The organism is Actinomycetospora aurantiaca (genome assembly GCF_037401875.1).
In the GTDB taxonomy this organism is placed as follows: Bacteria; Actinomycetota; Actinomycetes; order Mycobacteriales; family Pseudonocardiaceae; genus Actinomycetospora; species Actinomycetospora aurantiaca.
Map to the genome: position 1 here is coordinate 583,296 of NZ_JBBEGN010000002.1, position 25,000 is coordinate 608,295.

22 protein-coding genes are annotated in these 25,000 nt (G+C 76.1%); 14 read left to right on the forward strand and 8 right to left on the reverse strand.

The genetic code is table 11. From position 1 onward, the window contains the following. Nucleotides 1-118 precede the first annotated feature (118 nt). From WCD74_RS07430 to WCD74_RS07440, 3 genes are read left to right on the forward strand one after another with little or no spacing between them, the layout of a single operon-like run. Complete coding sequence (locus WCD74_RS07430; RefSeq protein WP_337694185.1) at nt 119-1,495, forward strand: FAD-binding oxidoreductase; 1,377 nt, start codon at nt 119-121, stop codon at nt 1,493-1,495. A 23-nt stretch (nt 1,496-1,518) separates the two neighbouring features. Further along, nucleotides 1,519-2,295 (forward strand): FAD-binding protein, encoded by a 777-nt coding sequence (locus tag WCD74_RS07435; RefSeq protein ID WP_337694186.1) that lies wholly within the window; start codon nt 1,519-1,521, stop codon nt 2,293-2,295. A 31-nt stretch (nt 2,296-2,326) separates the two neighbouring features. Next, a complete protein-coding gene (locus WCD74_RS07440; protein ID WP_337694187.1) occupies nt 2,327-3,049 on the forward strand; it encodes a hypothetical protein in 723 nt (240 codons plus the stop codon). A 6-nt stretch (nt 3,050-3,055) separates the two neighbouring features. On the opposite strand, the gene WCD74_RS07445 is transcribed toward WCD74_RS07440, so the two are convergent. Next, nucleotides 3,056-3,454, reverse strand: a complete 399-nt coding sequence (locus WCD74_RS07445; RefSeq protein WP_337694188.1) for a DoxX family protein — start codon at nt 3,452-3,454, stop codon at nt 3,056-3,058. A gap of 5 nt (nt 3,455-3,459) precedes the next feature. After that, nucleotides 3,460-5,187, reverse strand: coding sequence for a gamma-glutamyltransferase family protein (locus WCD74_RS07450; RefSeq protein ID WP_337694274.1), 1,728 nt, complete (start codon nt 5,185-5,187; stop codon nt 3,460-3,462). 163 nt (nt 5,188-5,350) lie between these two features. On the opposite strand from WCD74_RS07450, the gene WCD74_RS07455 reads away from it, so the two are divergent. The 7 genes from WCD74_RS07455 to nudC all read left to right on the forward strand — a co-directional run bounded on the left by WCD74_RS07455 (nt 5,351) and on the right by nudC (nt 12,782). Then, nucleotides 5,351-5,755, forward strand: coding sequence for a DoxX family protein (locus tag WCD74_RS07455; RefSeq protein WP_337694189.1), 405 nt, complete (start codon nt 5,351-5,353; stop codon nt 5,753-5,755). 9 nt (nt 5,756-5,764) lie between these two features. Next, nucleotides 5,765-7,180, forward strand: a complete 1,416-nt coding sequence (locus WCD74_RS07460) for a M20/M25/M40 family metallo-hydrolase (protein WP_337694190.1) — start codon at nt 5,765-5,767, stop codon at nt 7,178-7,180. 42 nt (nt 7,181-7,222) lie between these two features. After that, entirely contained in the window at nt 7,223-8,197 is a 975-nt protein-coding gene (locus WCD74_RS07465) for an SDR family NAD(P)-dependent oxidoreductase (RefSeq protein WP_337694275.1), read from the forward strand. 174 nt (nt 8,198-8,371) lie between these two features. Next, nucleotides 8,372-9,007, forward strand: a complete 636-nt coding sequence (locus tag WCD74_RS07470; RefSeq protein WP_337694191.1) for a hypothetical protein — start codon at nt 8,372-8,374, stop codon at nt 9,005-9,007. Nucleotides 9,008-9,082: 75 nt separating this feature from the next. Then, the gene (locus tag WCD74_RS07475) at nt 9,083-10,342 is read left to right on the forward strand and encodes a M16 family metallopeptidase (RefSeq protein WP_337694276.1); all 1,260 of its coding nucleotides are present in this window, start codon (nt 9,083-9,085) and stop codon (nt 10,340-10,342) included. Next, complete coding sequence (locus WCD74_RS07480; protein WP_337694192.1) at nt 10,339-11,739, forward strand: M16 family metallopeptidase; 1,401 nt, start codon at nt 10,339-10,341, stop codon at nt 11,737-11,739. Before WCD74_RS07475 ends, WCD74_RS07480 begins: the two co-directional genes overlap by 4 nt. Before the next feature lie 32 nt (nt 11,740-11,771). Then, nucleotides 11,772-12,782, forward strand: a complete 1,011-nt coding sequence (gene nudC / locus WCD74_RS07485; RefSeq protein WP_337694277.1) for an NAD(+) diphosphatase — start codon at nt 11,772-11,774, stop codon at nt 12,780-12,782. Between the two features lie 244 nt (nt 12,783-13,026). Here the strand turns inward: nudC and WCD74_RS07490 are convergent, their stop codons facing one another. Both WCD74_RS07490 and WCD74_RS07495 read right to left on the reverse strand, forming a co-directional pair. Next, nucleotides 13,027-13,287: a mycoredoxin gene (locus WCD74_RS07490; protein ID WP_337694193.1), complete on the reverse strand. Its 261-nt coding sequence runs from the start codon at nt 13,285-13,287 to the stop codon at nt 13,027-13,029. A 44-nt stretch (nt 13,288-13,331) separates the two neighbouring features. Beyond that, on the reverse strand, nt 13,332-16,685 hold the full coding sequence (locus WCD74_RS07495) for a proline dehydrogenase family protein (RefSeq protein ID WP_337694194.1): 3,354 nt from the start codon (nt 16,683-16,685) through the stop codon (nt 13,332-13,334). A gap of 95 nt (nt 16,686-16,780) precedes the next feature. Here WCD74_RS07495 and WCD74_RS07500 point away from each other — a divergent pair, with 95 nt between their 5' ends. Both WCD74_RS07500 and WCD74_RS07505 read left to right on the forward strand, forming a co-directional pair. Beyond that, nucleotides 16,781-17,482 carry a helix-turn-helix domain-containing protein gene (locus WCD74_RS07500; RefSeq protein ID WP_337694195.1) on the forward strand — a complete coding sequence of 234 codons (702 nt, stop codon included), beginning with the start codon at nt 16,781-16,783 and terminating at the stop codon, nt 17,480-17,482. A gap of 116 nt (nt 17,483-17,598) precedes the next feature. Beyond that, a complete protein-coding gene (locus WCD74_RS07505; RefSeq protein ID WP_337694196.1) occupies nt 17,599-19,707 on the forward strand; it encodes an ATP-dependent DNA helicase UvrD2 in 2,109 nt (702 codons plus the stop codon). A 63-nt stretch (nt 19,708-19,770) separates the two neighbouring features. Here the strand turns inward: WCD74_RS07505 and WCD74_RS07510 are convergent, their stop codons facing one another. Continuing rightward, nucleotides 19,771-19,968: a hypothetical protein gene (locus WCD74_RS07510; RefSeq protein WP_337694197.1), complete on the reverse strand. Its 198-nt coding sequence runs from the start codon at nt 19,966-19,968 to the stop codon at nt 19,771-19,773. A gap of 232 nt (nt 19,969-20,200) precedes the next feature. Here WCD74_RS07510 and WCD74_RS07515 point away from each other — a divergent pair, with 232 nt between their 5' ends. Continuing rightward, complete coding sequence (locus tag WCD74_RS07515; protein ID WP_337694198.1) at nt 20,201-20,518, forward strand: WhiB family transcriptional regulator; 318 nt, start codon at nt 20,201-20,203, stop codon at nt 20,516-20,518. Between the two features lie 57 nt (nt 20,519-20,575). Here WCD74_RS07515 and WCD74_RS07520 read toward each other — a convergent pair whose 3' ends face one another. Beyond that, complete coding sequence (locus WCD74_RS07520; RefSeq protein WP_337694199.1) at nt 20,576-21,889, reverse strand: ABC1 kinase family protein; 1,314 nt, start codon at nt 21,887-21,889, stop codon at nt 20,576-20,578. Beyond that, nucleotides 21,879-22,835, reverse strand: coding sequence for a TOMM precursor leader peptide-binding protein (locus WCD74_RS07525; protein WP_337694200.1), 957 nt, complete (start codon nt 22,833-22,835; stop codon nt 21,879-21,881). The genes WCD74_RS07520 and WCD74_RS07525 overlap by 11 nt, the downstream gene beginning before the upstream one ends. 66 nt (nt 22,836-22,901) lie before the next feature. On the opposite strand from WCD74_RS07525, the gene WCD74_RS07530 reads away from it, so the two are divergent. After that, nucleotides 22,902-23,462, forward strand: coding sequence for a M48 metallopeptidase family protein (locus WCD74_RS07530; protein ID WP_337694201.1), 561 nt, complete (start codon nt 22,902-22,904; stop codon nt 23,460-23,462). Nucleotides 23,463-23,466: 4 nt separating this feature from the next. Here the strand turns inward: WCD74_RS07530 and WCD74_RS07535 are convergent, their stop codons facing one another. Then, nucleotides 23,467-24,933, reverse strand: coding sequence for a zinc-dependent metalloprotease (locus tag WCD74_RS07535; protein WP_337694202.1), 1,467 nt, complete (start codon nt 24,931-24,933; stop codon nt 23,467-23,469). Nucleotides 24,934-25,000 lie beyond the last annotated feature (67 nt).

Genomic DNA, 25,000 nt, shown 5'->3' on the forward strand with positions numbered 1-25,000 from the left:
ACCCTCGGTAACGGATCCTGGACTCAAGTGCGGCTTGTGTCACACAGAGTGGTAACTCTACGGTCAGTGACAACGATGCTCACCCGAGCAGCGCAGTCACGATCACGGAGAGTCCGCCATGACCCAGCTCGTCACGCGTCCCGTCGCCGCCGCCGACCTCACCGACCTGCGCCATGCCGTGTCCGGACCCGTGTGGGATCCCGGGGACGTCGGGATGGTCGCCGAGATCGCCGGCTTCAACCTGGCCCCGGTGCACGAGCCGGTGGGGGTCGTGGGGGCGACCGACGCGGCCGACGTCGCGGCCGCGGTCCGGTGGGCGCGGGCCCGGGGCGTCGGGGTCGCCGTCGTCGCGACCGGGCACGCCGACTTCTCCCACCGCGGCACGCTGATCGTCTCCACGAAGCGCCTGGACCGCTGCGACGTCGACCCGGCCGCCCGGACCGTCACCGTCGGCGCCGGCGTGAAGTGGGCGCGGGTCGTCGAGGCGGCCGCGCCGTACGGCCTCACGGGGGTCACCGGGTCGTCGACCGACGTCGGGGTCGTCGGGTTCTGCTCCGGCGGCGGCGTCGGTCCGATGATCCGCCGCTTCGGGCTCGGGTCGGACCGCGTGCGCGCGATGCAGGTCGTCACCGGCGAGGGCGAGGTCCGCGAGGTCGGACCCGGCGACGAGCTGTTCGACGCCCTGCTGGGCGGCAAGGACGCCGCGGGCCTCGTCGTCGAGATGACCCTGGAGCTGGTCGAGCTCACCCGGTTCTACGGCGGCGCGATCTTCTTCGACGCCGCGGACGCCCCCGCCGTCCTGCACGCGTGGCGGGACTGGCAGGCCGGGCTGACCGAGAACACCACCACCTCCGTCGCGATCCTGCGCATGCCGGACGTGGAGGGTGCACCCCCGCCGCTGCGCGGCCGGACGGTCGTGCACCTGCGCGTGGCGCACCTCGGCCCGGAGATCGAGGGGCTCGAGGTCCTCGCACCGATGCGCCGGGTGGCCACCCCGGTCCTGGACATGGTCGACGTCCTCCCGGCCGCGGCGGTCGACGCGGTGCACTGCGACCCCACCGACCCGATGCCGTCGTGGATCACCGGCGGGTTCCTCACGGAGATCACCCACGACACGATCGACACCCTGCTCGAGGTCGCCGGGCCGGCGCACGAGCTGCCGGCCGTCGTCGTCGAGCTGCGCCAGACCGGCGGGGCGGCACTGCGCGGGACGCAGGGCGTGGCGGCGCGGGCGCCCTACTGCGTCGGCGTCGTGGCCCCGATGGTCCCCGAGCTCGCCGGGATCGTGCCCGCCGTCGGGCACGGGATCGTCGACGCGCTCGGCCCGTGGTCGGCCGGGACCGTGCCCGCGAACTACGCCTCGCCCCAGACGCTCGCCGTCCGGCCGGGGGCCTGCTGGACCGACGACGACCGCGCGCGGCTCACCGCCGTCGTCACCCGCACCGACCCCGACGCCGTCCTCGGCGGCCGGCGGCTCGGGCTGCGGTCGCGCTGACGCACGGGATCGAGGGGGACGTCATGACGATCGGACCGCAGGAGCTGCCCCGCCGCTCCGTGCGCGGGGGACGGGCCGGGACGGCGGCGGAGCTGGAGCCGCTCGTCGACGGACCGGTGCACCCGCCCCACGGCGCGGACGCCGCCGTGGAGCTCGCCGCCGACCCCACCGCGGGGTCGCTGCGACGCGTGCTCGCGGTCGTCGGCGCGACCGGCACGGACGACGTCGCCGCCACGATGCGCTGGGCGGCCGCGCACGACGTCGGCGTCGTCCTCCTCGACCCGCGCCCCCGCCCGTCGTCGCGCCCGACCCCGCCCGGCCGGCCGGTCCTCGCGATCTCGCTCGCGCGTGCGGACCGCGTGTCGGTGGACCTCCGCGCGCACACCGTGCGCGCGGGGGCGGGTGCGGCCTGGGCGGCGGTGCACGACGCGGCGGCGGGCGCGGAGCGGGAGACCTGCGGGACCGCCCGCCCCCGCGCGCCGCGGGCGCTCCTGCGCCGGGCGGGCACGGTGGCGCACGGCGTCGGGGCGCTGACCAAGCGCGGGGTCACGCTCGTCACCGGGGACGGGACGGTCCACCGGCTCGGCGGGCGCGGCGGCGACGAGGAGCTCTGGTGGGCCTACCGGGTCCGCCCCGAGCTGGTCGGCGTGGTCACCGAGGTCGAGATCGACCCCTGGGACGTCACGGTGCTGGCGCGGCGGCCCGCCCTCGACGACGCCGAGCGGGAGCGGGTCGACGCCGTCGTCCGCCGGCACGACCCGTTCGGGGTGCTCCCCCGATCGGTGGAGGAATCCGGATAACCCTTCCGGGGTCGCGAGCGATGCATCGGGCGTGACGATCAGTCCGCGCCCGCAGCACGGCGGCGCATCCGGCCGGGTGGCCCGCGCCGCCCTCGAGCTCGGTGACCTCGTGGACGGGCCGGTCACCCCGCCCTACACCGCCGACGCCGCGGTCGACCTCCTGCGCGCCACCTCCCTCGGCCGCCCCCCGTCCCACCTCGTCGCGGTGGTCGGCGCGACCGGGACCCGGGACGTCGTCGCCACGCTGCGGTGGGCGAACGCGCACGACGTCGAGGTGGTCGTGCTCGATCCGCACACCGCGCAGCCGCCGAGCCGGACCGGCCGTCCCGCGGTCGCGCTGTCCCTCTCCCGGGCCGACCGCGTCGTGCTGCACGACGGGCTCCTGCATGCCGGGGTCGGTGCGTCCTGGGCGCAGGTCCGCGGGGTCGTGGCCGCGAGCGGCGGCACGGTGCGGGTGCCGCGGCGCCGCGACACCGTCGCCGACGCCCCGGGCGCCGGCGGCCTGCGCGGCGTCACCGTGGTCACCGGCGACGGCGCCGTGCACCACCTCGCGGGCCGCCACCCCGATCCCGAGCTCTGGTGGGCGTTCCGCTGCCGCCCGGAGGCGGTCGGCGTCGTCACCGAGATCGTCCTGGACGCCGACGGGGCCGGACCGGCCCTGCTGCCCGCCGAGCCGGCCGACGGCGACGAGGCGCGCTTCGCGGCGCTCGCCCGCCGTCACGACCCCGCGGGAGTCCTCGGCCTGCCCGGTTAGCCCCGGTCAGTCCGAGTCCGCCCGCACCCGCAGCGCGTGGGCGACCATGGGGACCTGCAGCGGCAGCCGGCCCAGCGCCACCGCGAGCCACGGCCAGGAGCGGCGCCGCCAGTCCCAGGCCATCTGCACGTTCGCGGGGAACACCGCGAGGAAAAGGCCCACGGCCGCCGTCGCGCCCAGCCGACGGGTGCGCGGCACGGCCACCGCGGTCCCGACGGCGAGCTCGGCCACTCCGCTGGCGTAGGTCCAGAACCGGGCCTCGCCCGGGATCCACGGCGGCACGATCGAGTCGAAGGGCGCCGGCACCGCGAAGTGCAGCGCGCCCATCCCGAGCAGCGGGTAGGCGAGCAGGGCCGCGGAGGTCCCGGGCGACGGACGGCGACGGCGGCGCAGCAGGGAGGCCATGTCGATCACCTTCCCACCGCGTAGCCCTGCATGCCCCGCGGGTTCGCCGCGCCCCACAGGACGCCCCGGTCCCGGTCGATCCCCACGGCCGAGAGCCGGCCCAGGGCCCAGTCGCCCGCGCGGGTCACCCGGTGGCCCCGCCGCGCCAGCCCGGCGATGACGTGCTCGCCGAGCCGGTCCTCGACGACGGCGCCGGCCGGCTCGCGGTCGCGGGGCCAGAACGAGCCGGGCGACGAGGTCGTGTGCAGGGCCGGGGCGTCGATGGCCGCCTGCGGTGACCACCCGCCGGCGAGGGTGCGCAGCAGGTAGAGCAGCTGCCACTGGTCCTGCTGGTCGCCGCCGGGCGACCCGAGGGCGAAGGCCGGCCCGCGGTCGTCGAGCACCAGCGTCGGGGTCAACGTGGTCCGCGGCCGCCGCCCGGGCCGCAGGGTTGAGGGCAGGCCCTCCTCGAGCCAGGTCATCTGCAGCCGCGTGCCGAGCGCGAAGCCGAGCTCGGGGATCGTCGGGGACGACTGCAGCCAGCCGCCCGAGGGGGTGGCCGAGACGAGGTTGCCCCACCGGTCGACGACGTCGACGTGGCAGGTGTCGCCCCACGTCTCGCCCTCCAGCGTCACCGTCGGCTCGCCGACCGCGGAGCCGCCCGACACCCCCGGCGCCAGCCCGGTCGTCGCGAGTTCCGCCATCCGCGGCTCGCGGCCGCCGACGCGTCCCGGCCGCACGTCGGGGGACGCCTCGTCGGTGATCAGGGCGCGTCGGCCGGTGAGGTAGGCCGGGTCGAGCAGCTCGTCGAGCGTGGTCGCGGTGTCGTCGCCGAACCATGCCTCCCGGTCGGCCTGCGCCAGCTTGATCGCCTCCAGCACCCGGTGCGCACCGTCCGCGGTGGACGGGTCGGGCGGGTCCGGCTCGAGCAGCGCGAGCATCTGCAGCAGCGCCGGGCCCTGACCCCACAGCGGGGTCTTGGCGACGCGGTACCCGAGGAAGCTCCCGACGGCGGCGTCGGTGCTCGAGGCGCGCCAGCCGGCGGAGTCGGCCACGGTGAGCACCCCCGCGTGGTCGCCGCCGGTCGCGTGCCGGTGCGGGACACGGCAGAACGCCTCGACCGCCTCCGCGACGAAGCCCTCCGCCCAGACCGTGCGCACCGCGTCCACGCGGGCCTCGCGGGTCGGGCCCTGCGCCGCGTCCGCCAGCCGGCCCAGGGTCGACGCCCACGCCGGGTTCCGCACCACCTGCCCGGGCGCGGGCGGGCGACCGTCGGGCAGCCACAGCGCCGCGCTCGAGGGCCAGTGCCCGGCGAACAGATCCGCCACCGCGGCGATCGTGGACCCGATCCGCGCGACCGCCGGGAACCCGTCGCGGGCGTAGCCGATCGCCGGGGCGACGACGTCGGCGACCTCCCACGTCCCGTGGTCGCGTAGCAGGAGCAGCCACGCGTCGGTGGCGCCCGGGACCGCGGCCGCGAGGGCCCCCGCGCCGGGCACCCGGTCGAGGCCCTCGTCGCGGTAGCGCGCGGCGGACGCGCCCGCCGGGGCCGGGCCCTGGCCGTCGAGCACCCGCGGGACGGGGTCACCCGCCGTCGTGAAGATCGCCGTCAGGTCCCCGCCCGGCCCGTTGAGGTGCGGCTCGACGACCTGCAGGACGAAGGCCGCCGCCACCGCCGCGTCGAAGGCGTTGCCGCCGCGCTCGAGCACCCCCATCGCGGTCGCGGACGCGGCCCAGTGCGTGGACGCCGCCATCCCGACGGTGCCCTCCAGGGTCGGGCGCGTGGTGAAGGCCGGCGGGCGGGAGAAGCTCACCCGGCGATGGTCGCGCACCGACCCGCCCGCCGCCGGAGTACGAAAAGACAATCACGCGATACGATATTGACACCACACGCGGCTGAGCAGGAGGATCGTCGCCATGAGCGCCCTCACCGCCGCCCCCGCCGCCTCCCGCTCGCGCGCCGTCACGATCGGCCTGTGGGTCCTGTCGATCCTGCTGGGCCTGATGTTCGTCGTCGGCTCCGGCCTGCCGAAGCTGTGGGGCGACGCCTACGCGATCCAGCTCTTCGCCGAGCTCCCGGGCGGCCAGCCGCTGCGCCACGTCGTCGGGATCCTCGAGATCGCCGGCGGGATCGGGCTGCTCGTCCCGCGGGTCGCGGGGCTCGCGGCGGCCTGCCTGGCGGCGCTGATGGTCGGCGCCACGGCCGCGCAGGTGTTCTTCCTCTCCGAGGGCTTCTGGTACACGCCGGTGATCCTGGGGGTGCTCCTGCTCGTCGTGGCGGTGGTCCGGCGGCACGAGATCCGGGGCCTGCTGCGGGGCTAGCGTGGGGCCGTGACCAGCACCGCCGAACCGCTGTCGGGCACCGTCGAGCAGACCGAGGTGGCGGCGCGGGCCGACGCCTTCGTCGCCGAGCTGTCCGAGTGGCTGCGCATCCCCTCGATCAGTGCCGACCCCGGCCACCGGGGCGACGTGGCCCGCTCGGCCGAGTGGCTCGTCGCGACCCTGCGCCGCGACGGGTGGCCGGTCACCGAGGTCTGGGACGACACCGCGGCTCTGCCCGCCGTGTACGCGCACTGGCCGGCGGCCGACCCGGACGCCCCGACGGTGCTGGTCTACGGCCACCACGACGTGCAGCCCGCGGACCTCGAGGACGGCTGGTCCTTCGCCCCCTTCGAGCCGCAGGTGGTGGGGGAGGAGCTGCGGGGCCGGGGCGCCTCGGACGACAAGGGCCACATCGCGATGGTGCTGCTCGGGGTGCGGGCGCACCTCGCGGCGACGGGGGCGACGTCCCCGGCGGTGTCGCTGAAGCTCCTGGTGGAGGGTGAGGAGGAGTCCGGCTCCGCGCACCTGGCCGAGCTGCTCGACGCGCACGCCGACGCGCTGACTTGCGACGAGATCGTCGTGACCGACACCGGCATGGTCGGCCGCGACACCCCGACGGTGTGCTGCGGCATGCGCGGGATGGTCGACCTCGAGGTGGTCTACCGCGGTGCCTCGGTCGACCTGCACTCCGGCCAGTTCGGCGGGGCGGTGCCCAACCCGGTGACCGAGCTGGCGCGGCTCGTCGCGGCGTTCCACGACGACGACGGGCACATCGCCGTCCCCGGGTTCTACGACGACGTCCGGGAGCCCACCGCCGAGGAGCGTGCCGCGTGGGCCGCGCTCCCCTTCGACGAGCCGGCGTGGCTCGCCGGCTCGGCCGCCGGGGCGACGGCGACGTCCGGCGAGGCGGGCTGGTCGACCTACGAGCGGCTGTGGGCCCGCCCGACCGCCGAGGTGAACGGCCTGCACGGTGGCTACGCCGGCCCGGGCCACAAGACGATCGTGCCGCACACCGCGACCCTGAAGATGACGTTCCGGCTGGTCGACGCGCAGGACCCGGCGCGGATCAAGCCCCTGCTGGAGCGGTTCGTGGCGGAGCGCGTCCCGGCCGGGATCGACGCGGAGGTGTCGACCGGCGGGCCCGGCGTCCCGCCGCTGATCTGCGACCTCGACTCCGACCTCGTCGCGTCGATCCGCGAGGCGATGGGGATCGCGCTCGGCGCCGAGGTGCTGCCGGCCCGCGAGGGCGGCAGCGGGCCGGAGGCGTTGCTGACCGACGCCCTCGGCGCCCCGCTGGCCTTCCTCGGCGTGATGCTCCCCGGCGACCGCATCCACGCCCCGGACGAGCGGGCGGTCCTGCCCCTGCTGCTGCGCGGCGCCGAGTCCGTCGCCCACCTCGTGCGCCTGCTGGGAGCGCGCTGCTGACTTGCGTTCGAGCGCACTCGAGGACCTAGCGTCGAGGCCATGATCACGACGCACCAGGCCCCGATCGACTCCGGGTTCGGGGCGACCAGCACCGCCGCCGAGGTCGTCGCGGGCCTCGACCTGTCCGGCCGGGTCGCCCTCGTCACCGGCGGCTACTCCGGCCTCGGCCTCGAGGCCGTCCGCGCCCTCACCGGGGCGGGCGCGCGGGTGGTCGTCCCGGCCCGCCGTCGGGAGGTGGCGCAGGAGGCCCTGGCCGGGATCGACGGCGTCACCACCGACGAGCTCGACCTCGCCGACCTCGACTCCGTCGCCGCCTTCGCGGCCCGCCGCCTCGACGACGGCACCGGGCTCGACATGGTGATCGACAACGCCGGGATCATGGCCTGCCCGTTCGAGCGGGTCGGCCCCGGCTGGGAACGGCAGTTCGCGACGAACCACCTGGGCCACTTCGCGCTGGTCAACCGGCTCGCGCCGCGGCTGACCGACGACGCCCGGGTCGTGTCGGTGTCGTCCCGCGGGCACCACTTCTCCGACGTCGTGTTCGACGACCTGCACTACGAGCACCGCGAGTACGACAAGTGGCAGGCCTACGGCCAGGCCAAGACCGCCAACGTGCTGTTCGCCGTCGGCCTCGCCGCCCGCGGCGTCCGGGCGTTCGCGCTGCACCCCGGCGGCATCATGACGCCGCTGCAGCGGCACCTGCCGCGCGAGGAGATGATCGCGCTCGGCTGGCTGACCGAGTCCGGGGAGCCGGGGCCGGCGGCGTCGGGCTTCAAGACGCCGGAGCAGGGCGCGGCCACCGAGACCTGGGCGGCGACCAGCCCGCAGCTCGCCGGCCTGTCCGGGGTGTACCTCGAGGACTGCGACGTCGCCGTGCCGGTGGACACCGCCGCGGCGCCGGACTCGCGCGGCGGCTACGGCGGCGGCGTCATGCCGTACGCGATCGACCCGGACGCCGCCGAGCGGCTGTGGGCGTACTCGGCCGGTGCGACCGGGGTCGACGGCTTCCCGCGCTGACGTCAGCGGTGGCCCACGGCTGACACCGAGCGTCAGCAGCGGGCCACCGCTGTCCCGGTGGTGCGTGCGCCGGACGGGAGGGATCCGCGAGGGGGAGGTGTACCAGCCGGTCGCGGTGGGTAGAGCCCGGGATCCCTCCATCGGGTCCGGCGTGCCGTGGGCAGAATGCCATCCGTGTCACTCTCGGTGGACGGTCTCCCGTCACGCGCTCTCGGCCTCGCGCGCCCCCGGGTCGCCGAGAGTGATCAGCGGTCGACCCGCACCCTGGTCCTGCTGGTGGCCCTGGCGCTCGGCGCGATGGCGGTCGTCGCGCTGGTGCCCCGGGTCCCCGCCCTGGCCCAGGCGATCGGGATCGCGCCCGTCCCCGTCACCGCCCCGGTCGCGCCGCCGGTGACCGCGACGGCCGTCGTCACCGCCACCGCATCGTGCCTGTCGCCCGTTCCGCACGACCGGGTCCTCGTCGACGTCGGCGGGACCCGACGGGAGGCGGTCCTGGACGGGTGCGGCCGCAACCCCGGCTTTCCGGTGGCCGTCGAGGTCCCCGCGGACGGCGTGATCACGGCGCCGCTCGCCGTGGCCGGGACCGGCGGTGGCGGCGCCCGCACGGCCACCGACGTCGGCGGGGACACGGTCTCCCCGCTGGTCGCCCGCCTGGAGCTCGCGCTCGCGGTGGCGGCGGCCCTCGGGGCCGGGTCCCTGGCGGTGGCGCTCGCCCGCCGGCCGGCCCCGGCCCGGCGGGCGGCCCCCCGTCGCGCCCGTCGACCCGCCCGGACAGCCGTCCCCGCCCAGCGCACCCGCCGTCGCCGTTAGGGTCGGGGGGTGAGTACGGCCCCCACCTCGACCGCCCCGGCCGCGGAGTCCTCCGCCTCCGCGGACCGACAGCGACTGACGCTCGGCAACGGGCTGCGTGTGCTCCTCGCGCCCGACCGGACCAACCCCGTCGTCGGGGTCGCCGTCCACGTCGACGTGGGGTTCCGCAGCGAGCCGCAGGGCCGCACCGGCTTCGCCCACCTCTTCGAGCACCTGATGTTCCAGGGCTCGGAGAGCCTGGAGAAGCTCGCCCACTTCCGGCACGTCCAGGGGTCGGGCGGGGTGTTCAACGGCTCCACCCACCAGGACTACACCGACTACTTCGAGATCCTCCCGGCCGGCGCCCTCGAGCGGGGCCTGTTCCTGGAGGCCGACCGGTTGCGCGCGCCGAAGCTGACCGCGGAGAACCTCGCCAACCAGATCGACGTGGTGAAGGAGGAGATCCGCCTCAACGTGCTCAACCGGCCCTACGGCGGGTTCCCCTGGATCCTGCTGCCGCCGGTGCTGTACTCGACCTTCGCGAACGCCCACAACGGCTACGGCGACTTCACCGACCTCGAGACCTCCACCCTCGACGACGCCGCGGCGTTCTTCGACGCCTACTACGCGCCGGGCAACGCCGTCCTCACCGTCGTCGGCGACTTCGATCCCGACGACGCCGCGGCGCTGGTCGAGCGGCACTTCGGCGACATCCCGGCCCGTCCGGTCCCACCGCGACCGACCTTCGGCGAACCCGCTCCCGACGGCGAACGGGTCGAGTCCGTCGTCGACGCGCACGCCCCGCTGCCGGCGCTCGCCCTCGGCTACCGCCTGCCCGACCCGGCGACCGACCTGCGCGGCTACCTCGCCCACGCCGTCCTCGGCAGCCTGCTGACCGACGGCGAGGCGGCCCGCCTGACCCAGCGCCTCGTCTACGGCGACGGCCTGGTCACCGACGTCTCCGCATCCGCGGGGCTGATGGGGGCGCCGCTGGACGCCCGCGACCCCGACACCTTCACGGTCACCGCGGTGCACCCGGACTCCGTCGACCCGCGGCAGGTCGTCGACATCGTCGACGCCGAGCTCGCCACCCTCGCGGAGAAGGGGCCCGAGCCCGAGGAGCTGCGCCGGGTGACCGCGCGCTGGGCGGGCGCCCTGTACCGCGAGCACGACCGGCTGATGAACCGGATGCTCGCCCTCGGTTCGGCCGAGCTCGTCCATGGCCGCGCGGAGCTCTCCGACGAGCTGCCCGCGGAGATCGCCGCCGTCACCCCGGAGGCCGTCGCCGCCGCCGCGGCGTCCCTGCGCCCGGATGCCCGCGCCCTGCTCGTCCTCACCCCCGGAGCCGACGTATGAGCGCCGCCACCTCCGCCCCCAGCCCCGCCGACCGTCGTTCGGCGGACGAGATCGGCCGCACCCCGGCCGGTCCCCGTGAGCTGCCCCCGCTGCGGGCGCAGCCGCAGGTCCCCGCGCCCGAGGAGGTCGACACCGTCCTGCCGACGGGCCTGCGGGTGATCGCGGTCCGCCGGCCCGGGGTGCCGATGGTCGAGGCGCGCCTGCGCATCCCGTTCTCGGGGGAGGACGCCACCGACCCCCGCTACGCCGCGGTGGCCGAGGTGCTCGCCTCCACGCTGCTCTCCGGGACCGACCGGCGCAGCCGGGTCTCCCTCGACGACGACCTCGCGGGCGTCGGCGGCGAGATCGGCTTCTCGGTGGACCCCGAGCGCCTCGCGGCCGCCGGGCACGCCCTGGCCGACGGGCTGCCGACCCTGCTGGACGTCATTGCGGACGTCCTCACCGGGGCGACCTACCCCGACGACGAGGTGACCCGCGAGCGGGAGCGGCTGGCCGAGCGCATCCAGGTGGCGTCCGCGCAGCCCTCGGTGATCGCCCGCCGCGCGCTGCAGCGCCACCGCTACGGCGACCACCCGGCGACCCGGGAGATGCCCGAGGTCGCCGACGTCGCCGCCGTCACGCGCGAGGACCTGCTCGAGGCCCACCGCCGCCACGTCGTGCCGCGCGGCTCGGCGCTGGTGCTGGTCGGCGACCTCGACCCGACGTCGGCCGTGGCCGCCGCCGAGGCGGCCCTGGCGCCCTGGGACGCCTCGCAGGAGGCGGGCCTGCTGCCGCCGCTGCCGGCCCTGCAGGGCTCGGAGCTGCTGCTGATCGACCGGCCCGGGGCGGTGCAGTCCCAGCTGCGGCTCTCCGCGGCGGCGATCCCGCGGACCGACCCGCGCTATCCCGCCCTGCAGCTCGCCAACCTGGCGTTCGGCGGCTACTTCTCCTCGCGCCTGGTGGAGAACCTCCGCGAGGACAAGGGCTACACCTACCACGCGTCGTCGTCGCTGGAGTTCGACCCGTACGGCGCCGCGCTGCTGGTGGAGACCGACTGCGCCTCCGAGGTGACCGCGCCCGCGCTGCTGGAGATGCGCTACGAGCTGGGCCGCGCCGCGGTGGTGCCGCCGAGCGCGGGTGAGCTCGAGTCGGCGCGGCGCTACGCGGTCGGGTCGCTGCTGATCTCGCTGAACACCCAGGCCGGCCTGGCGTCCACGCTCGCCGGCCTCGCCGGGGTGGGGCTGGACTCCACGTGGATGCGCGAGCACCCGCAGCGCCTGGAGGCGGTCACGCACGAGGAGGTCGCCGCCGCGGCGGCGGAGTTCCTCGCGCCGTCCCGGTTCACCGGGGTGGTCGTGGCGGACGCCGCCACGTCGGCGGAGTCGTTGCGTGCCCTCGGTGGTATCAGGATCCCGTGACGATCCCGTCGACCTCCACCGCCGGCCCGGACATGCGGGCGGCGTTCCACCTCGACTCCCTGCCCCGGCTCTCCCGCTCGACGGTCGACCGGCGCGAGCAGGTCCGCGGCGACCCCGACCACGTCGCCGCGACCTGGCCGCTCGCCCGCGTCGTCCGGGTGGACCCGCAGGGCCGGACCCCGGTGAGCGAGCAGCCGGACGGCTCGCTGCGGCTGGTCGACTCGCCCGCGCGGGACTTCGGGGACGGCATCCCCGACGGCGCGGTGCTGCTCGGAGAGGAGGAGGGGACGGCCTACTGGGGCGTGCGGGTGCCGGACGCCGACTCGGCGAACGACGCCGGGTCGGGCTTCTCGTCCACCGAGCTGTGGCGCGACCTGCGCATCTCGGGCGGGGAGCTGGACGCGCGGTCGGCCGGGCTGCTGACGACGGCGGTCGCGCTGCTCTCCTGGCACGAGCGCGCCCGGTTCTGCGCCCGCGACGGCTCCCCGATGCGCGCGATCAAGGCCGGGTGGGCCCAGCTGTGCGAGGCGAACGACCACGAGGAGTACCCCCGCACCGACCCGTCGATGATCTGCCTGGTCCACGACGGCGCCGACCGCGTGCTGCTGGCCCGCCAGCCGATCTGGCCCGCGGGCCGCTACTCGGTGCTGGCCGGGTTCGTCGAGGCCGGCGAGTCGCTCGAGGCGTGCGTGGCCCGCGAGTGCGCGGAGGAGGTGGGCGTGTCCGTCTCGACGATCACCTACCTCGGCTCGCAGCCCTGGCCGTTCCCGCGCTCGCTGATGATCGGGTTCTCCGCGGTCGCCGACCCGGACGAGTCGCTGCGCCTGCAGGAGGGCGAGATCGAGAACGCCCGCTGGGTGACCCGGCAGGAGCTGCGGGAGGCGCTCGAGGCGGGCGACTGGATGACCCGCGAGGGCGAGGGGTCGGGTGCACGGGGCGTCGGGGGGACGGCGTTCGAGGCCGGGGAGGACCGCGACCTCATCCTGCCCGGCGGCGTGTCGATCGCCCGCGCGATGCTGGAGGCGTGGGCGGCGGCGGGCTGAGCACCCTCCGGCCCGGTGTCAGCATTGCGGCCATGCTGACACTGAACGTCACAATCGGACCCGGTATCAGCGCGCCGAATCCACCGTGTCCGCCGCCTCGACACGGCGAGAGCGACGCTAGACAGGTCCCGAGGCGCGCAAACCTGCGCGCTGTCGCACTCGGCGACGCGCGGCATGACCGGAACGAGCGAAGGGCCCCTCCGGTCGATCTACTCGACCGAAGGGGCCCTTCGCTCACCACGGCTCACGCGCCCGACGCGGCCTCCGCCTTCGCGAGGGCGGTCTTCACCTCGGCGAAGCTCGGGTTGGTCGCGGCGGAGCCGTCCGGGTAGACGACCGTCGGGACCGTGCGGTTGCCGCCGTTGATCCGGGTCACGACCTCCGCGGCGTCCGGCGTCCGCTCGATGTCGATCTCCGAGTAGCCGATGCCCTCCCGGTCGAGCTGGCTCTTGAGCCGCCGGCAGAAGCCACACCAGCTGGTCGTGTACATCGTCATCTGCGCCATGTCCGGCACAACGCCCGGACCGGGCCATGCCTTCCCGGCGGGTCTCACGCCTCGAGATGACCGAACCGGTGCCGGGTGATGCTGACCGCCTGCTCGCGCAGCACCGAGAGCATCTCCCGGCGGCCGTCGGCGAGCACCGGGCCCTCCACCAGCGAGGCCCCGACCTGCGCGGCCTCCCGCCGCAGCCCCTCCGGCGGCTCGCCCACGACCCGGATCCGTTCACCCGGCCCGCAGGGCCGCCGCGGGGCGATCCCGGGCCGGATGCACCCCCCGCCGTGGGCGGGGTCGGCGGCCAGGAAGGTCGTCACCGGGACCCCGGCGCACGCCCCGGCCAGCCGCAGGCGGAGCAGGTCGCGCGGCGTCGACCCCTCCCCGAGCACCACGCGCAGCTCCGGCAGCGGGCGGTACCGGAACACGTTGGCCTCGGCCGCGATGCCGGTCGGGTCGTGCTCCACGCCGAACTCCTCGCGCCACCAGAAGGCGTCCGAGCCGGCGGCCCCGCGCAGCCACGCGAGGTCGTCGGGACCGAGCGCCGGGGCCTCGGAGGCGAGCAGGTCCGCGGCCGCCTGCCCCAGCGGCGCCGTCTCGAGCCGGGCCGGGTCGGTCCACGTCCCGAACTGCGCGACGTAGTTCGGCCCCCCGGGCTTCGCACCCGGCCCGACGACGGAGCCCTTCCAGCCCCCGAACGACTGCCGCTGCACGATCGCCCCGGTGATGTGCCGGTTGACGTAGGCGTTGCCGACCTCGACCCGCTCCATCCAGTATGCGATCTCGTCCTCGTCGAGTGAATGCAGCCCGCCGGTGAGTCCGAAGCCGGTCGCGTCCTGCTGCTCGATCGCCTCGTCCAGCGACCCCGCCCGCATCAGGCCCAGCACCGGCCCGAAGCACTCCGTGACGTGGAACCACGACCCCGGGGCGACTCCCTCGCGGACGCCCGGCGTCCACGTGGCGTCGGCGACCCGGCGGGGCTCCACCAGCCACGACTCGCCGGGCTCGAGCGTCGTGAGCGCCCGCTCCAGCTTCGGCGACAGCGCGTCCACCAGCGGCCCCATGGTCGACGACAGGTCGGTGCCCGGCCCCACCCGCAGCGTGCGCACCGCGTCGGCGAGCTGGCGGCGGAAGCGGCGCCCGACCTTCGAGCGCGGGTCGCCCACCGGTCCGACGAGGATCGCCAGGGACGCCGCGGAGCACTTCTGGCCCGCGTGCCCGAACGCGGAGCGCACGAGATCGGCCACGGCCAGGTCCGGGTCGGCCGCCGGGGTGATCACCAGCGCGTTCTTGCCGCTGGTCTCGGCGATCACGCCCAGGTCGGGGCGCCACGACCGGAACAGCGCCGCGGTCTCGCTCGCCCCGGTCAGCACCACGCGCTCGACCGCGGGGTGGGTCACGAGGCGTCGGCCCGCGTCGCCCTCGTCGGTGTGCACGAGCTGCAGCGCGTCCGCCGGGATCCCGGCCGCGTGCAGCGCGGCGACCCCGACCTCGGCGCAGGCCCGCACCTGCGGCGCCGGCTTGATGACGACGGCTGCGCCCGCCGCGAGCGCCGCCAGGCAGCCGCCGAGCGGGATGGCCACCGGGAAGTTCCACGGCGGCGTCACCACCACGACCCGGGCCGGGGTGAACCGCTGCGGGTCGAGCTCGGCCGCCCGGTCGGCGTAGTAGGCCGCGAAGTCGACCGCCTCGGAGATCTCCGGGTCGGCCTCGGCCACGGTCTTCCCCGCCTCGTGGACCATCGTCGTGAGCAGCTCGGTCCGGGCCGCCGCCAGCGCCCGCGCCGCCTCGCGCAGCAGCCGGGCCCGCTCGCCGGGCTCCACCGCGCGCCAGGACGACCCCGCGGCCCGCTCGACGACGGCGTCGACGGCCGCCGGGTCGGTCAGCTCCGGGCCCGTCACGTCAGCGGGGGTCGCCGCGACCGCGCGGCGGGCCCAGTCGCGGTTCGCGGCCAGCGACGGGTCGGTGTCGGGCTCGTTGCGGAACCGCTCCGGGAACGCCCCGAGCACCTCGGCCGCCCGGTCCTGGGTGCGGCGCGGCGTGTCGGCGACCCGGTCGTGCTCGGCGACCGAGGCCCGGAACCGGTCGAGGTAGGAGGCCGGGCCGTCGTCGGAGAACATCGCGTACAGGTAGTTCTCGTGCCCGGCGTTCTCCTCCAGCCGACGGACGAGGTAGCTGACCGCCGCGTCGAAGTCCTCGGCGTGCACCACCGGGGTGTAGAGGACCAGGCCCGACTCCGGGAGGTCCGCCGCGACCGCCCGGGCCTGCGCGGGCGCCATGCCCTGCAGCATCTCGACGTCCATCTGCGCGGACACGCCGCGTGCGGCGGCGAGCTCCACGGCCAGCGCGACGTGGTGCAGGTGGTGGCTCGCCACCCCGATCCGCAGCGCGTCCGCGAGGCCGGGCCGCAGCGCCCGCTCGAGCAGGCGCACGTAGTTCGCGTCGACCTCGGCCTTGGTCGCGTACGGGGCCTGTGGCCAGTCGTGCAACGCCGCGTCCACCCGCTCCATCGCCAGGTTGGCGCCCTTGACCAGCCGGACCTTGACGGGGGCACCGCCCGCGTCGACCCGCCGTCGGGCGAAGGCCGCCAGCTCGTCCAGCGCGGCCACCGAGTCGGGCAGGTAGGCCTGCAGCACGATGCCCGCGGAGTACCCCCGCAGGGAGGGCTGGTCGAGCAGCGCGGTGAACAGCGCGACCGTGAGGTCGAGGTCCTTGTACTCCTCCATGTCGAGGTTGACGAACACGCCGTGGTCGCGGGCCGCCTCGAACAACGGCGTGAGCCGCCGCACCAACCGGTCGCGGCTGCCCTCGTGGTCCCACGGCACGAGCTGGCTCGCCACCGACGAGGCCTTGACCGACACGTAGTCGACGTCGTCGCGCCGGATCAGCTCGTGGGTGCGGGCCAGGCGCCGGTCGGCCTCGTCCTCGCCCAGGACCGCCTCGCCGAGCAGGTTCAGGTTGAGCCGGAAGCCGTCCGCCCGTGCCGCGGCGAGCCGCCGGCGCAGGACGCGCCCGGACGCGTCGACGACCAGGTGCCCGACCAGCTGCTGGAGCCGGCGCCGCGCGAGCGGGACGACCAGCCGCGGCGCGCGCGGGGCCAGCACCGCCCCGGTCCGCAGCATCAGCCGGTCGAGCGTGGAGGCGAACCCGGGCAGCCGGGCACCGCGACCCGCGAGCCGGGCCAGCTCGCGGGCGGCCACCGCGTCGTCCTCGGGGCGGGCGACCCGGTCGACGAAGCGCAGCGCGAAGTCGACGCCGTCGGGGTCGTGGACGAGCGAGGCGAGGCGGCGGGTCGCGGCGTCGTGCCCGGCCTCGTCGCTCGCCGAGCTCCAGCGCGCGGCCCGCTCGACGGCACGCCCGATGAGCGCGTCGTCGATCGAAGGGGCACCCAGGACCACCTGCTCGCTCATGGCGTCCAGAGTGCACCCGGGGTCCGACATCCTTCTTGTCCGATCCCGGCGCACCGGGCGACGGCCGCCGCCAACGGCGCCGGGACGATGGGCCGGTGGACCTGCCCGCCGCCGCGCTCGTGGCGCTGTTCGCCGAGCTCACCGGCGTGATGTTCTGCGCCAAGGACGCCGACGGGCGCTACACCGAGGTCAACGACGCCTTCGTCCGGCGCGCCGACCGGCGGGACCGCTCCGCCGTCATCGGCCACCGCGCGGGGGAGCTGTTCGTCCCGGCCCTGGCCGAGCGCTACGAGGAGCAGGACCAGCGGGTCCTGGCCGAGGGTCGCCCGCTGCGCCACGAGCTGGAGCTGATCCGCCGGGTCGGCGGCGTCCCGGGCTGGTTCCTGACGACGAAGGTGCCGGTCCTGGCCGGCGACGTCCCCGTCGGCGTCGTCAGCGTGTCCGAGGACCTCCGTTCGGCCGACGAGACCGACCCCGCGATGCCCGCGCTGTCGCGGGTCGTCGAGCTCGTCGGACGCCGCCTCGACGACCCGCCGCGGGTGGAGGAGATGGCGACGACGGCGGGGATGTCCACGTCCGCCCTCGAGCGGCGGATGCGCGCGGTCTTCGGCCTCGCCCCGACCCAGTTCGTGCTGCGCGCCCGGATCGACCGGGCCCGCTCCCTGCTGACCACCTCCGACCTCCCGCTCGCCGAGGTCGCGGTGGCCTGCGGCTTCTACGACCAACCGGCCCTCACCCGGCAGTTCGCCCGCCTCGCCGGGGAGACCCCGGGCCAGTTCCGACGGCGGGCCCGCTGACGATGCCGGATTTCCTGGCGCTGGGTGCAGGAAGGGGAGCACGCCGATAGGGCGATGCTGGCACCGGAGGTGCCCGTCCTCCCCACGATGTCGGGGACGGTTGAGACGATGGGGACGTGGCGGCGGACCGGAGTGCGACGGACGGACTGGACCCCGAGCAGAAGGCGGCCGTCGTCGCCCCGCGCGGGCCGGTCTGCGTGCTCGCCGGCGCCGGCACGGGCAAGACCCGCACGATCACCCGGCGGATCGCGCACCTGGTCCGCACCGAGCAGGTCCGCGGCGGCCAGGTCCTCGCGGTCACCTTCACCGCCCGCGCCGCGGGGGAGATGCGCACCCGGCTGCGCGACCTCGGCGTCGGCGGGGTGCAGGCCCGCACCTTCCACGCCGCGGCGCTGCGCCAGTTGCGCTACTTCTGGCCCCGGGCGGTCGGCGGCGAGGCGTGGCCGCTGATCGAGAACAAGGTCCGGTTCGTCGGACAGGCCGCGCAGCGGGCGGGAGCGGCCACGAACCGCGAGTCGCTGCGGGACCTCGCGAGCGAGATCGAGTGGTCCAAGGCCTGCCTGATCGCGCCGGACCGCTACGCCGAGGCCGCCGCGAAGGCCCAGCGCGACTCCCCGGCCCCCGTCGAGCAGGTCGCGCAGGTCTACGCGACCTACGAGGAGCTCAAGAACCGCGCCGAGCAGCTCGACTTCGAGGACCTGCTGATCCACACCGCCGGGGCCCTGGAGGAGACCGCGGAGGTCGCCGACGAGTTCCGCGAGCGCTACCGCTGCTTCGTGGTCGACGAGTTCCAGGACGTGACACCGTTGCAGCACCGGCTGCTCGACGCGTGGCTCGGCGGGCGGGACGACCTCACGGTGGTCGGCGACGCGAACCAGACGATCTACTCCTTCGCCGGGGCGAGCCCGACCTACCTGCTCGACTTCCCCCGCCGCCACCCCGAGGCCGAGATCGTCCGGTTGGTGCGCGACTACCGGTCGACCCCGCAGGTGGTCGCCGCCGCCAACACCGTCATCGGCGCCGCCCGCGGCCGGGCCGCCGGGACCCGGCTGCGCCTCGAGGGCCAGCGCCCGCCGGGCCCGACGCCGGACTTCGCCGAGCACGACGACGAGCCGGCCGAGGCCACGGCCACCGCGGCGCAGATCCGCGAGCTCCTCGACGACGGCGTGCCCGCCGCCGAGATCGCGGTGCTGTTCCGCATCAACGCCCAGTCCGAGGTCTACGAGCAGGCCCTCGCCGACCTGGGGATCCCGTACCAGGTGCGCGGCGGCGAGCGGTTCTTCCAGCGCACCGAGGTGAAGAACGCGATCGCGGCGCTGCGCACGCTCGGCGGCCGGCTCGACGGCGGACCGGAGGCGGTCGTCGGGGCGGACGTCGTCACGACGGTGCGCGCCGCGCTCGGGGAGCAGGGCCTGACCGACGTCCCGCCCGCGGGCAGCGCGTCCGACGGGGCGCAGCGGCAGCGGTGGGAGTCCCTGCGGGCCCTCGCCGAGCTGGCGACCGACCTGGTCGAGGCCCTCCCGGAGGCGACCTACGGCGCCTTCCTGACGGAGCTCTCGACCCGCATGCAGGCCCAGCACCCGCCGACGGTGCAGGGGGTCACGCTGGCGTCGCTGCACGCGGCGAAGGGCCTGGAGTGGGACGCGGTGTTCCTCGTCGGGCTGGTCGACGGGACGCTGCCGATCCAGCACGCCGACGGGGACGACGAGGCGGTGGAGGAGGAGCGGCGCCTGCTCTACGTCGGGGTGACGCGGGCGCGGGTGCACCTGCGGCTGTCGTGGGCGCTGTCGCGGCAGTCCGGCGGGCGCCGCTCGCGCCGGCGCAGCCGGTTCCTCTACGGCCTCGTCCCCGAGGACCACCCGGCCGCCCGGAAGCCGGGGTCGGGGGTCGACGGCGGGCCGCGCGCGAAGGTGGCGAAGGCGGGATGCCGCGTCTGCGGGAAGGTCCTCGCCGACGCCGCCGCGCAGAAGATCGGCCGCTGCACCGAGCATCCCTCCGACGTCGACGTCGAGCTGCTCGACGCCCTGCGCAGCTGGCGCTCGAACGAGGCGAAGCAGCGCTCGGTGCCGGCCTACGTCGTGTTCACCGACGCCACGCTCGTCGCGCTCGCGGAGCAGCGCCCGGTCGACGCGAAGGGCCTGGTGACCATCCCCGGGATCGGCGCGTCCAAGCTCGAGCGCTACGGCGAGGACGTCCTGACGATGGTCCGCGAGCACGCGAGCTGAAAATTCTCCGGCGAACCTCCGGTTAATTCCGTTGCGGGCCCCCGACGAGGGGCCCTAGGTTCGTCAGCACTCCGGCGCGCACGTGTCCGGGGTCGAGACGAGGGGGTGTGCACCGATGAAGAACTCGTTCACGGGCATGCCCGTCCCCAGCGCCGTCAATGGCTTCGCCGTGACGGCGGACGTCTGCAGCTGGTACCGCACCGCGCCCGATGCGCTGATCCGCACCCGCGCGTTCGCGGCCGTGCCGAACGGTCCGGTCACCGGGGGAGAGGTGTCCCCGGCGACGGGTCTCTCCGGCTCCCCCGCCCCGCAGCGTCACGTCGATCTCGACCCCTTGAGTCCGCGCCCCACCGGTCGCCAGCCCCGAGGCTGACCACCGAGCACCACCAGGCCGCGGACCCACTCCGGTTCGCGGCCTTCGTCGTCTCACTCCGACGACGACTCCGCGGTCCGGGTGACCACCGATCACCACCCGCCGTTGGAGGTCCGAACCGTGTTCCCCGTCCCCACCGCCCCCGACATATCCCGGTCGGTCTCCCTGCCCTGCCGCACGGAGCCCGACGACCTGTGGTTCTCCGACAGCCCGGCCGAGCTCGAGCAGGCCAAGGTGCTCTGCGGGGCCTGCCCGATCCGGCGCGCCTGCCTGAGCGGGGCACTGGAGCGCCGCGAGTTCACCGGGGTGTGGGGCGGCGAGATCCTCGACCGCGGCGCCGTGATCGCGCGCAAGCGTCCCCGCGGTCGGCCCTCCAAGGCCGACCTGGCGCGGGACGCGGAGATCGCGGCCGCCCGGGCGGCGGCCGGCGTGGCGTGACGCCCCGGCCCCGCCCCGGGCGAGGGGCCCTGTGATCGCACAGGGCCCCTCGCCCCCTCACACGTCGAAGCCGGGCTGCCAGTCCCGGAAGATCGAGCGCAGCCCGATCTCGGCGTCCAGCTGGCACAGCACCGCCACCGAGGCCAGCGTCACCCGGTGGATGAGCAGGTACTGCGGGGGGAGGTTCAACCCGCGGCCGGTCTCGAACTCCGGGCGGCGCAGGTCGCCGAGCCGCTCGGCCTGCCCGCGGATCCACTCGCGGGTGAAGTGGAACTTCTCGGTGCGCAGCGGGTCGACCAGCGGGCCGAGGTAGGCCATCGCCCGCTCCGGCGACATGTCGGTGTCCGGCAGCACGAACCCCAGGCTGCGCAGCAGCTCGAGCAGCTCGTCGGAGCGGTCCTCGACGGCGAGTGCGAGCATGTGGCCCAGCTCGTAGGGCAGCCCCTCGGGCAACCGCGCGACCGCCCCGAAGTCGATGACGCACAGCCGGCCGTCGGGCAGCACCTGGAAGTTGCCGGGGTGCGGGTCGGCGTGCAGCAGCCCGACGCGGGCCGGCGCCGAGAAGTGGAAGGTGGACAGCAGCGCACCGACGCGGTCGCGCTCGTCCGGCTCGCCGACGCGGATGACCTGCGAGAGCGGCGTCCCGGAGATCCACTCGGACACCATCGCCTTCGGCGCCGAGGCGACCACGCGCGGCACCACCACGTGCTCGTCGCCCTCGAACGCGGCCGCGAAGGCGCGCTGGGCGTCCGCCTCGTCGCGGTAGTCGAGCTCCTCGGCCATGCGGTCGCGCAGCTCCTGCAGCAGCGGCTTGATCTCCATGCCGGGCACCATCGGCTGGATCACGCGGGCGAAGCGCTGCAGCTGGCGCAGGTCGGCCATCACGGCCTCCTCCGCGCCCGGGTACTGCACCTTCACCGCGACCTCGCGCCCGTCGCCCCACACCGCGCGGTGCACCTGCCCGATGCTCGCGGACGCCGCCGGGGTGTCGTCGAACTCGCGGAACCGCTCGCGCCAGCCCCGGCCGAACTGCTCGGCGAGGACCCGGTGGGTGCGCGCGGTGGGCATCGGCGGAGCGGCGGTCTGCAGCCGGGTCAGCGCCTCCCGGTAGGGCTCCGCCAGCTCGTCGGGCACGGCGGCCTCGAAGACCGACAGCGCCTGCCCGAACTTCATGGCCCCGCCCTTGAGCTCGCCGAGCACCGCGAAGAGCTGCTCGGCGCCCTTGCGGGCGACGTCGGCGGAGATCTCCCCGGCGTCCCCGCCGGCGAGCCGGCGACCCCAGCCGGCCGCCGTGCGCGAGGCGAACCCCAGCGGCAGGGACGCCAGGCGCGCGGAGCGTTGGACCGTGCGGCGCGGGATCTCATCGGACACGCCCCCGATTCTCCCCCGCGCGCACGGTGGGGGCGCGCGGAGGTGTGCCGACGCACGGGCACGCAGGGTGCGGCGGACGCGGCCGGCGGGTCAGCGATCCGCGCGTCGGGTCGATCTCGTCGGCGGCCCCGAGCAGCGCCGCCCGGCCCTCGAGGAACGCCAGCACCTGCCCGACGACGAGGCCGGCCACGACGGCCGCGAGCGCCACCCCGACGGCAGCCGGTGCACCCTCCCGCTGCGCGTCGAGCCCGGCGCGCACCGGGTCCGCGTCCGCCCGGTGCCGGTCCGCGCAGCGCAGGCAGGACGTGCGGCCCGGGACGACGAGCGGCCCGACCACGCCGGCCGGATCGGCCGCCGTCGCCGCCAGGTGCGGCTGGTGACGGGCGTGCAGTGGCGCGGTGACCGCCGGATCGGCCGCCGCGGGCCCGGTGAGCACGACCAGGTCCGGACGACGACGGGTCGGCTCGGCCACGGCGACCCCGGGCGCGGACCGGGCCACGGCGGACGCGGCGGCGAGGACCGCCGGGTGACCGACGTCTCCGTGATCGAGGCCCGTGCCGACGTCGTCCGGGCGCACTCGGCCCCCGGCGCGCACCGCGACGCGTCCCAACCCCGCCCCCGCCAGGACCGTCGCCACCGCGACCCCGAGCCGGTCCGCCCCGTGGACGCGGACGTAGGCGTGCTGGTGCCCCGGGCCGCCCGGGGCGCGCAGCAGGTCGGCCCCGGCCAGCTGGACCAGGAGCGCCGTCACGTCCTCGGGGCGGGCACCGGTCGCGACGGCGGTCGCGACCGCCCCGGGACCGTCGAGGGCGCGCAGCAGGGACCGCATCGGCGGGTCGAGACCCTCGAGCACGGGGGCGTCGGCGTGGTCGCCGAACTGGGCGGTGCCCGGGTCCCGCCACCGGGGGACGACGGCGAGGCGGGGCGGGGGCGGGGAGGTGGTCACACCCTCCCTGACGCACGGCGGCGGTCCCCGGATCCATCGGGAGCCCCGCGCCTACGGTGGAGCACCGTGGACGCTCCGCGGGTGGTGGTGAGGCGCAGTGCGCGGCGTACGCGCACGATCAACGCGCGCCGCGAGGGCGACACCGTGATCGTCTCGATCCCGGCCTCGGCGACGCGCGCCCAGGAGGAGACGTGGGTGCGCGAGATGCTCGCGAAGATCGAGCGCTCGGAGGCCCGCCGCCGGCCGGGACGGCGTGCCGGGGACGGCGACCTCGCGGCCCGTGCCGACCGGCTGGCCCGGGAACACCTCGACGAGGTCGGTCCGGACGGCCGCTGGCCGCGACCGGCCTCGGTGCGCTGGGTGGCGCCGATGCGCACGCGGTGGGCGTCGTGCACCCCGGCCGACGGCACGGTCCGGGTCAGCGAGCGGCTCCGGGAGGTCCCGGGCTGGGTGCTCGACCACGTCCTCGTGCACGAGCTGGCGCACCTGCGCGAGCCCGGGCACGGGCCGGCCTTCCGCGCCCTCGAGGCGCGCTACCCGCGCAGCGAGCGGGCGATCGGCTACCTCGAGGGTCTGTCCGCCGGGGCCGGCCTGGAGATCGGGCCGGACCCCGACGAGGGGGACTGAGGGGTCAGCCCTTCGACCCGTCAGGCCCCTCGGAACCGGTCCCCTCGGAGCCGGACCCGTCGTCGGGGCCCGCGTCCTTCTCCCGCTCCGCCTTCATCTCGGCCTCGAGGCGCGCGATCGGGTCGTCCAGGTCGGCGAAGCCCTCGGCGGCGTCCCCGGAGAGCTCCGAGCGCCCGCGGACGAACGCGGACGGGTCGTCGAGGTCCTCGGCGGTGGGCAGCAGGTCGGGGTGCGCCCAGACCGCGTCGCGCCCGGCGACGTCGCGCTCCTCGCCGAGGCGGCGCCACAGCTCCGCGGCGTCGCGCAGCCGGCGGGGCCGCAGCTCCAGGCCGACCAGCGTGGCGAAGGTCTGCTCGGCCGGCCCGCCGGACGCGCGCCGCCGGCGCATGCTCTCCCGCAGCGCGTTCGCGCCGGGCAGCCGGTCGCCGATCGCCTGGGCGACGACGTGGTCGACCCAGCCCTCGACGAGGGCCAGCAGCGTCTCGAGGCGCGCGAGCGCGGCCTTCTGGGCCTCGGTGGTCTGCGGCTCGAACAGCCCGGACGACATCGCCTGCTCGATGGCGGCGGGGTTCGACGGGTCGAGGTCGCGGGCGAGCTCCTCGATCCGCGAGGTGTCGATCGAGATGCCGTGCGCGAACTCCTCGACGGTCGCGAGCAGGCGCTGACGCAGCCACGGGACGTGGCCGAAGAGCCGGTGGTGGGCGGCCTCGCGGGCGGCGAGGAAGACGAGGACCTCACCGGCGGGCCGGTCGAGCCCCTCGGTGAAGCGGGCGACCGAGTCGGGCAGCAGCGCCGCGGTGCCGGACGGCCCCAGCGGGAGCCCGACGTCGGAGGAGGTGAGCACCTCGCCGGCCAGCTGGCCGAGCGCCGAGCCCAGCTGCGACCCGAACGCCATGCCGCCGACCTGCGAGATCATCCCGAGCATCGGCCCGGCCATCTCCCGCGCCTCGGCGGGCAGGCCCTCCACCCACGCCCCGGCGACGCGCTGGGCGACCGGGTCGCACAGCCGCTGCCAGGTGGGGATGGTGGCGTCCACCCAGTCGTCCGGCGACCAGGCGACGATCGAGGAGACGCCCGAGGGCAGCGTGGTGGCGTCGTCGAGCCACAGCTCCGCGAGCCGCACGGACTCGTCGACCGCCTTCTTCTGCTCGGCGGTGGGTGCACCCTTGGTGGTGATCTGCTGGTGCGCCATCTGGGCGGCGAGCTTGTAGTTGACGGGACCGTTCCCGCCGCCCGCCCCGCCCGAGGCGGAGAGCATCTGGCCGAGCTGGCTGAGCATCTGGCCGAGCTGGCCGATGTCGAAGCCACCGGATCCGCCCGGTCCGCCGAGCGCGCCGAACGGGTTGTTCCCGGGGCCGAAGCCGAAGCCCTGCGGGCCCTGCCCGGACCCGCCGTCGCCGGACCCGGAGGACCCCTTGCGGCGCTCGTCGTCGGGGTCGGACGGGCCGAATCCGAAGGGCAGGTCACTCATGGCGCCCACGGTACGCGCGCCGCCGGTCCCGGCGGTCCGCTCGCGCGGTCGGCACAGCACGCCCACA

Bases quoted from the DNA above. Each gene is read 5' to 3' on its own strand.
- WCD74_RS07430 (WP_337694185.1), top strand. From the start codon at position 119: ATGACCCAGCTCGTCACGCGTCCCGTCGCCGCCGCCGACCTCACCGAC.
- WCD74_RS07435 (WP_337694186.1), top strand. From the start codon at position 1,519: ATGACGATCGGACCGCAGGAGCTGCCCCGCCGCTCCGTGCGCGGGGGA.
- WCD74_RS07445 (WP_337694188.1), bottom strand. From the start codon at position 3,454: ATGGCCTCCCTGCTGCGCCGCCGTCGCCGTCCGTCGCCCGGGACCTCC.
- WCD74_RS07450 (WP_337694274.1), bottom strand. From the start codon at position 5,187: ATGGCGGCGTCCACGCACTGGGCCGCGTCCGCGACCGCGATGGGGGTG.
- WCD74_RS07455 (WP_337694189.1), top strand. From the start codon at position 5,351: ATGAGCGCCCTCACCGCCGCCCCCGCCGCCTCCCGCTCGCGCGCCGTC.
- WCD74_RS07480 (WP_337694192.1), top strand. From the start codon at position 10,339: ATGAGCGCCGCCACCTCCGCCCCCAGCCCCGCCGACCGTCGTTCGGCG.
- nudC (WP_337694277.1), top strand. From the start codon at position 11,772: ATGCGGGCGGCGTTCCACCTCGACTCCCTGCCCCGGCTCTCCCGCTCG.
- WCD74_RS07490 (WP_337694193.1), bottom strand. From the start codon at position 13,287: ATGGCGCAGATGACGATGTACACGACCAGCTGGTGTGGCTTCTGCCGG.
- WCD74_RS07495 (WP_337694194.1), bottom strand. From the start codon at position 16,685: ATGAGCGAGCAGGTGGTCCTGGGTGCCCCTTCGATCGACGACGCGCTC.
- WCD74_RS07535 (WP_337694202.1), bottom strand. From the start codon at position 24,933: ATGAGTGACCTGCCCTTCGGATTCGGCCCGTCCGACCCCGACGACGAG.